This window comes from Ramlibacter sp., from assembly GCF_035706265.1.
GTDB lineage: Bacteria > Pseudomonadota > Gammaproteobacteria > Burkholderiales > Burkholderiaceae_C > Ramlibacter.
Genome location: NZ_DASSVG010000256.1, coordinates 1 through 6,449, shown reverse-complemented (window position 1 = coordinate 6,449; position 6,449 = coordinate 1). Strand labels below are relative to the sequence as shown.

The following is a 6,449-nucleotide window of genomic DNA, read 5'->3' as shown; positions in this document are numbered from 1 at the left end:
GAGCAGCAGCCCCGCCTCCAGCATCTCCGGCACCACGCTGGTGGCGCCCACGGCCTCCAGCTCGCGCGCGTGTGCCTCGTCGTGCGAACGGGCGAAGATCTTCAGCTGCGGCGCCTGCTCGCGCGCGGCCTGCACCACGCGGCGCGCCGCCGAGGGCGAATCCATGGTCACCACCAGGCTGGTGGCCTCGTCCAGCTTCAGCTTGCGCAGCAACTCCAGCCGCGTCGCGTTGCCGTAGTAGACCGGGAAGCCCTGTTCGCGCAGCCGCGCCGCCCGGTCGCCATCGTGTTCCACCGCGATGTAGGGCACGCCCTGCTGCGCCAGCACCTCGCCCAGCATGCGGCCGACGCGGCCGAAACCGATCACGACCACGTGCCCGGTGGCCGGCGGCAGCCGGCTTTCCTGCGACTCGCTCTTCCGCTCGCCCTGCGGGTCCGCATCGAGCTTGTGCCCGATCCGGTGCGCGAGGCGCGCCACCAGCGGCGTGACCAGCAGGCTCAGGCTCACCACCAGGAACATGAACTGGCCGATGCCGCGCGGCAGCGTGCCGGCCGCCATCGCGGCGCCGATCACGATGAAGGCGAACTCGCCGCCCTGTCCGAGCAGCAGGCCGGCCTCCAGCGCCTGGCCGCGGCGCAGGCCGGCGAAGCGCAGCACGCCGCCGGCGATCAGCGCCTTGATCGCCAGCAGGCCCGCGACCGAGAACGCGATCCACAGCGGCTCGCGCAGCACCTCGCGGGGATCGATCTCCATGCCCACGGACATGAAGAACAGGCCCATCAGCAGGCCCTTGAAGGGATCCACCGTGACTTCCACCTCGTGCCGGTACTCGGTCTCCGCCAGCAGCAGTCCGGCCAGGAAGGCGCCCAGCGCCATCGAGAGCCCCGCGGCGGCCGTCGCCCCGCCGATGCTCAGGACCACCAGCAGGCACAACGCCGTGAAGACCTCCGGCTGGCGGCGGCGGGCGAAGGTGCGGAAGAGGGGCCGGACCAGCCGCGGCCCGAGCACCAGGATCACAGCCACCACCAGCAGCGAGGCGGCCAGCTGGAATCCGAAGCGCTGCACCAGGCCGGCCTCGGCCCGGCGGCCCAGGAGTTCGACCAGGATCAGGATCGGCACGACGGCCACGTCCTGGAACATCAGCACGGAAAAGCTCGCCTGCCCCACCGGCGTCGCGAGCGCGCGCGACTCCACCAGCAACTGCATCACCACCGCCGTCGACGACAGCGACAGAACGAGTCCCAGCACCAGCGCCACGCTGGACGTGTTGCCGAAGGCCCAGGCCGCGGCGCCGATGGCCAGCCCGCTCAGGACCACCTGCGCCGCGCCGGCGCCGAACACCCAGCGCCGCAGCTCCCACACGCGCTGGATCGACAGCTCGAGCCCGATCAGGAACATCAGGAAGATCACGCCCAGCTCCGCGAGCGCGTGCACCCCCTGCTCGCGCGGGAAGGTGAAGAACGCCAGCAGCGGGAAGTCCTGCGCCAGGCTGCCGCTGCCGTGGGGCCCGGCGACCACGCCGACCACCAGGAAGCCGATCACCTGGTTGATGCGGAAGCGCTGCAGCAGCGGAATCAGGATGCCCACCAGGACCAGGAACAGCAGGGTCTCTCGGAGAAAGGGCAGGGAGGCGGAATGGTCCATCAGGGCAGCGCAGCGTGCGATTCTAGGAACGCCATGCGCGCGCGGGCCTGAGCTGGATCAGCCGCGCTGTATTTCACGTCGGGTGATCGCGCTGCCGCCGCCTGCGCGACGCAGCCCTTTCGCCTCCGCCGTGGGCGCCGCGGCCAGCATGGCCGCGGCGATCGACAGGGTTGCCGTGCCGACACCTGCACGACCCCTCTTTTCCCCCTCCGAGTCCCGTGCAGGCATGCTAGCGCTGGCAAAAGCAAAGGCAGCGACCATCCGTTGGCCCGCGCGCGCCGCTGGTCAGGCACCGGTGTGCCCTGGGTTCGCCCAACGGGGAGATCAGCCGCGCGAAGCCGCAGCCCCAGCCGCCAGCCAGGCCAGTTCTTCGGCGGAGAAGCCGGCCGCGAGCCGCGCCGCCTCGTTGAAGGGCGGATGCAGGCGCGGGGCGGCGTAGCGCTCCGCCAGCACTGCGTAGTGCGCCACCGGATCGAGGCCCTCGCGTTCGCACAGGAAGCGGTACCAGCGGTTGCCGATCGCCACGTGGCCCACCTCGTCGCGCAGGATCACGTCGAGGATCTCCACCGCGCGCAGCGCCGCGGGGGTGGCGACCTGGCGCAGCTTGGCCTGGATCTGCGGCGTGGCGTCGAGGCCGCGCGCTTCCAGCGTGCGCGGAACGAGCGCCATGCGCGCCACGATGTCGTCCTTGGTCTTCTCGCACATGGACCAGAGGCCGTCGTGGGCGTCGAAGTCGCCGTAGGCGTGGCCCAGCGTCGCGAGATGCTCCGCCAGCAGCGTGAAGTGGAACGCTTCTTCCGCGGCGACCCGCAGCCAGTCGTGATGGAATTCCGCCGGCATGCCTTCGAAGCGCCACACGGCATCGAGCGCGAGGTTGATCGCGTTGAACTCGATGTGCGCGATCGCGTGCAGCAGCGCCGCGAGCCCCTCGGGCTTGGCGGGCGAGCGCCGCGGCACGCGCGCCGGATGCACGAGCTGCGGCCGCGCGGGCCGGCCGGGCAGGGCGGCGGCCGGCAAGGGCGCGGAAGGGGCGACGGCCAACTGCCGGGCTTGCGCGAACAGCGAGCGCACCTGCGCGGCCTTGGCGCGCGGATCGGGCTCGCTGAGGGCCCGGAGGGCCTCCTGGCGAAGCTCCATCCCTACAATTCTAGTTTTGGCCCGGGACAACAATCGAATGGCGATCTACGAACTCGACGGCATGGCGCCGCAACTGGCAGAAGGCGCATGGGTCGCCGACAGCGCGGAGGTGATCGGACAGGTGCAGTTGGCGGAGAACGCGAGCGTCTGGTACGGCTGCGTCGTCCGCGGTGACACCGAGAAGATCCGCATCGGCCGCAACACCAACATCCAGGACCTCTCCGTGCTCCATGCCGACCCCGGCGTGCCGCTCACGATCGGCGACAACGTCACCGTGGGTCACCAGGTGATGCTGCACGGCTGCACCATCGGCGAGGGCACGCTGGTGGGCATCCAGTCCGTCATCCTGAACAACGCCAGGATCGGCAAGAATTGCATCGTGGGCGCCGGCAGCGTGGTCACCGAAGGCAAGGAGTTCCCCGACAACTCGCTGATCGTGGGCTCGCCGGCCAAGGCGATCCGCACGCTCGACGCCGAGGCGGTGGCGAAGTTCCAGCGCATTCCCCCGCACTACGTGCAGAACGCGCAGCGCCACGCCCGCGCCAAGAAGATCGGCTGATGTCCGAGCTGCACAAGTTCCTGTTCGAGGGCCTGCCGGTGCGCGGCAACATCGTGCGCCTGACGGACGCCTGGACGGAGATCCTGGCGCGCCGCCGCGCGGACGACGCCGCCTCCACCTGGCCCTGGCCGGTGGCGGAACTGCTCGGCGAGATGGCCGCCGCCGGCGTGCTGATGCAGTCCAACATCAAGTTCAACGGTGCGCTGGTGATGCAGATCTTCGGCGAAGGGCCGGTGAAGGTCGCGGTGGCCGAGGTGCAGCAGGACCTGAGCCTGCGCGTGACGGCCAAGGTGGTGGGCGAGGTGGGTTCGGGTGCGCAGCTGCAGGAACTGGTGAACGTCAACGGGCGCGGGCGCTGCGCGATCACGCTCGACCCCAAGGACCGCCTGCCCGGCCAGCAGGCCTACCAGGGCGTGGTGCCGCTCAACGCCACCACGGGCAGCGGCGCGCCGCGCCTGGCCGATGTGCTGGAGCACTACATGCGGCAGTCCGAGCAGCTCGATACCAGGCTGGTGCTGGCAGCCAGCGAAACGGTGGCCGCCGGCCTCCTGATCCAGCGCCTGCCGGCCGAGGGCGGCAGCCATGCCGCGGCGGGAACCGAGATGGATCCGGCGGAGCAGCTGGAACACTTCAACCGCATCGCCACCCTGGCCGGCAGCCTCACCGCCAAGGAGCTGCTGGAGCTCGATGTGGAGACCATCCTGCGGCGCCTGTTCTGGGAGGAGAAGCTGCTGCGCTTCGAGCCGCAGGCGCCGCGCTTCGCCTGCACCTGCAGCCGCGAACGCGTGGCCGGCATGATCCGGGGGCTGGGCGAGGAGGAGGCCGAGAGCATCCTGGCCGAACGGGGCGAGATCGACGTCTCGTGCGACTTCTGCGGCCAGCACTACCGCTTCGACGCGGTCGATGCGGCGCAGATCTTCACGGCGCGGGAAGACCGGCCGCCCGGCTCGTCGACCATGCACTGAGGGCGCGAACGCCCGTGTCGGTACATTCCGACACGCTCGCGGCGTCCTGGCTGTCACCCAAAAGCCTACGTCGCGCGTTGCAAGCAGCGGGGCGGTTGCCGCCCTGTCAACCCAAGGAACCTCGATGACCAAGCTGCTCGCTGCCCTGATCGCCTCGCTGGCCATGTCCTTCGCCTTCGCGCAAGGCGCCACCCCTGCCACCCCGGCCGCCCCCGCCACGCCGGCGACGCCGTCGGCCGGCGCCACGCCGTCCACGGGCGCCGCCAACGGCATGGCCGCCGAGAAGCCCGCTGCCAAGAAGGGCACCAAGGTGGCGAAGAAGTCGACCAAGAAGACCAAGAAGATGGTCAAGAAGGACAAGAACTGAAGCCGGCGCGCGGCCTCAGCGCCGCGCTTCCTTCAGCTTCGTGAACAGCCGGTGCTCGCAGGCCGGGTCGCTGCACTTCTCGCACACCCACACCCAGCCGGCCGCACCGGTGCCTTCCGCCTCTTCGCCTGCGCGCAGTGAAGGCGGCAGCACGCCCGCTGTCGACAGGGCCCGCACGGCGCCATGCAGGCGCTGTTCCCCGGCGCCGTAGACCACCTGGAAACCGATGCCGTTGCGCCGCAGGTGCTCGCGCACGAGGGCGTCCACGGCTTCGCGCGAGCCCGCCTCGCGCTGCAATCCGTCCGGCCTCCAGGGCAGGTCGAGGCCGGTGACGAGCGTCGCGTCGTAGCGGCGCTGCCGTTCGATCGCGAAGCGGTAGAGCGCGCCGTCCTCGTACAGCATGCCGGCGTAGATGGCGACCAGCAGCGCGCTGGTGTCGGCGACGACGAAGTCAGCGCGCGCGGCGGCGGCATCGACTCGGCGTTCGTGCTCCTCGGCGATGGCGAGCTGTTCTTCGGGACGGGGCGCGCGGCCGGCGCGTTCGCACCATTCGCGCAAGGTCTCGGGCACGGCGATGGCCTCGAGGCCGCGCTCTTGCAGGTGCGCGGCGAGGGCGTGGGCGAGGGTGCTCTTGCCGGTGCTTTCGGCACCGAGCAGGGCGATGCGCTTCGGGGTCCCCGCCGGCGCGGGGACGGCGGGGGCCGTCACTTCGCGATCTGGACCAGGATCTCGTTGGGCCGCACCATGCCCAGTTCGGCGCGGGCCTTCTCCTCCACCATCTCCAGGCCCTCCTGCAGGTCGCGCACTTCGGCGGCGAGCTGCGCGTTGGCCTGCTGGGCGGCGGCGTTGCGCGCCTTCTGCTGCTCCAGCTTCTGGCGCATCTGGGCGACGTCCCCGACGCTGCCGCGGCCCAGCCAGAGCTGGGCCTGCACGACGGCCAGCAGGCCGACGAGCAGCGCGGCGACGACGCGGGCGCTCACCGGAGGTTGTAGAAGGCCGCGCGGCCCGGGTACTGGGCGATCTCGCCCAGGTCCTCCTCGATGCGCAGCAGCTGGTTGTACTTGGCCATGCGGTCCGAGCGCGAGAGCGAGCCCGTCTTGATCTGGCCGGCGTTGGTGCCCACCGCGATGTCGGCGATGGTGGAATCCTCCGTCTCGCCCGAGCGGTGCGAGATCACCGCGGTGTAGTTGGCGCGCTTGGCCATCTCGATGGCGGCGAAGGTCTCGCTGAGCGTGCCGATCTGGTTGATCTTGATCAGGATCGAGTTGGCGATGCCCTTCTCGATGCCTTCCTTCAGGATCCTGGTGTTGGTGACGAACAGGTCGTCGCCCACCAGCTGCACCCGTCGGCCGAGGCGCCCGGTCAGCAGCTTCCAGCCGTCCCAGTCGCCTTCGGCCATGCCGTCCTCGATGCTGATGATCGGGTACTTGCCGACCCAGGATTCGAGCGTGCTGACCCACTGCTCGGGCGAGAGCTGCTCGCCTTCGGAGCCCGAGAGGTCGTACAGGTTCTCGCCTTCCTTGTAGAACTCGCTGGAGGCGCAGTCCAGGCCCAGGGCGACCTGCTCGCCGGGCTTGTAGCCGGCGCGCTCGATGGCCTGCAGGATCATCTGGATCGCGGCCTCGTGGTTCTCCACGTTGGGAGCGAAGCCGCCTTCGTCGCCGACGGCCACGCTCATGCCCTTGTCGTGGATGATCTTCTTGAGCGCGTGGAACACCTCGGCGCCGTAGCGCAGCGCCTCGCGGAACGAGGGGGCGCCCACGGGGATGATCATCAG

At 70.4% G+C, this 6,449-nt stretch carries 8 protein-coding genes; 3 read left to right on the top strand and 5 right to left on the bottom strand.

What is annotated here, in order from left to right; genetic code table 11:
* The coding region (locus VFM98_RS09530) for a cation:proton antiporter (protein ID WP_325109687.1) at positions 1-1,644 on the bottom strand (1,644 nt) is incomplete at its 3' end.
* A gap of 324 nt (positions 1,645-1,968) precedes the next feature.
* Entirely contained in the window at positions 1,969-2,781 is an 813-nt protein-coding gene (locus VFM98_RS09525) for a ferritin-like domain-containing protein (protein WP_325109685.1), read from the bottom strand.
* A 37-nt stretch (positions 2,782-2,818) separates the two neighbouring features.
* On the opposite strand from VFM98_RS09525, the gene VFM98_RS09520 reads away from it, so the two are divergent.
* The 3 genes from VFM98_RS09520 (at position 2,819) to VFM98_RS09510 (ending at position 4,672) form a co-directional block, all read left to right on the top strand.
* Positions 2,819-3,340, top strand: a complete 522-nt coding sequence (locus VFM98_RS09520) for a gamma carbonic anhydrase family protein (RefSeq protein ID WP_325109684.1) — start codon at positions 2,819-2,821, stop codon at positions 3,338-3,340.
* A complete protein-coding gene (locus VFM98_RS09515) occupies positions 3,340-4,305 on the top strand; it encodes an Hsp33 family molecular chaperone HslO (protein ID WP_325109683.1) in 966 nt (321 codons plus the stop codon). The genes VFM98_RS09520 and VFM98_RS09515 overlap by 1 nt, the downstream gene beginning before the upstream one ends.
* A gap of 124 nt (positions 4,306-4,429) precedes the next feature.
* The gene (locus VFM98_RS09510; RefSeq protein ID WP_325109682.1) at positions 4,430-4,672 is read left to right on the top strand and encodes a hypothetical protein; all 243 of its coding nucleotides are present in this window, start codon (positions 4,430-4,432) and stop codon (positions 4,670-4,672) included.
* Between the two features lie 15 nt (positions 4,673-4,687).
* On the opposite strand, the gene VFM98_RS09505 is transcribed toward VFM98_RS09510, so the two are convergent.
* The 3 genes from VFM98_RS09505 to eno all read right to left on the bottom strand — a co-directional run.
* Entirely contained in the window at positions 4,688-5,380 is a 693-nt protein-coding gene (locus VFM98_RS09505) for an ATP-binding protein (RefSeq protein ID WP_325109681.1), read from the bottom strand.
* Positions 5,377-5,652: a septum formation initiator family protein gene (locus VFM98_RS09500; protein ID WP_325109680.1), complete on the bottom strand. Its 276-nt coding sequence runs from the start codon at positions 5,650-5,652 to the stop codon at positions 5,377-5,379. Before VFM98_RS09500 ends, VFM98_RS09505 begins: the two co-directional genes overlap by 4 nt.
* Positions 5,649-6,449 (bottom strand): phosphopyruvate hydratase (eno, locus tag VFM98_RS09495; RefSeq protein ID WP_325109679.1); only part of this gene is annotated, 801 nt, incomplete at its 5' end. The genes eno and VFM98_RS09500, both read right to left, overlap by 4 nt.

What these genes read in the sequence shown, in the direction of transcription:
- VFM98_RS09525 (WP_325109685.1), bottom strand. Translation starts at nt 2,781, where the DNA reads ATGGAGCTTCGCCAGGAGGCCCTCCGGGCCCTCAGCGAGCCCGATCCG.
- VFM98_RS09520 (WP_325109684.1), top strand. Translation starts at nt 2,819, where the DNA reads ATGGCGATCTACGAACTCGACGGCATGGCGCCGCAACTGGCAGAAGGC.
- VFM98_RS09515 (WP_325109683.1), top strand. Translation starts at nt 3,340, where the DNA reads ATGTCCGAGCTGCACAAGTTCCTGTTCGAGGGCCTGCCGGTGCGCGGC.
- VFM98_RS09510 (WP_325109682.1), top strand. Translation starts at nt 4,430, where the DNA reads ATGACCAAGCTGCTCGCTGCCCTGATCGCCTCGCTGGCCATGTCCTTC.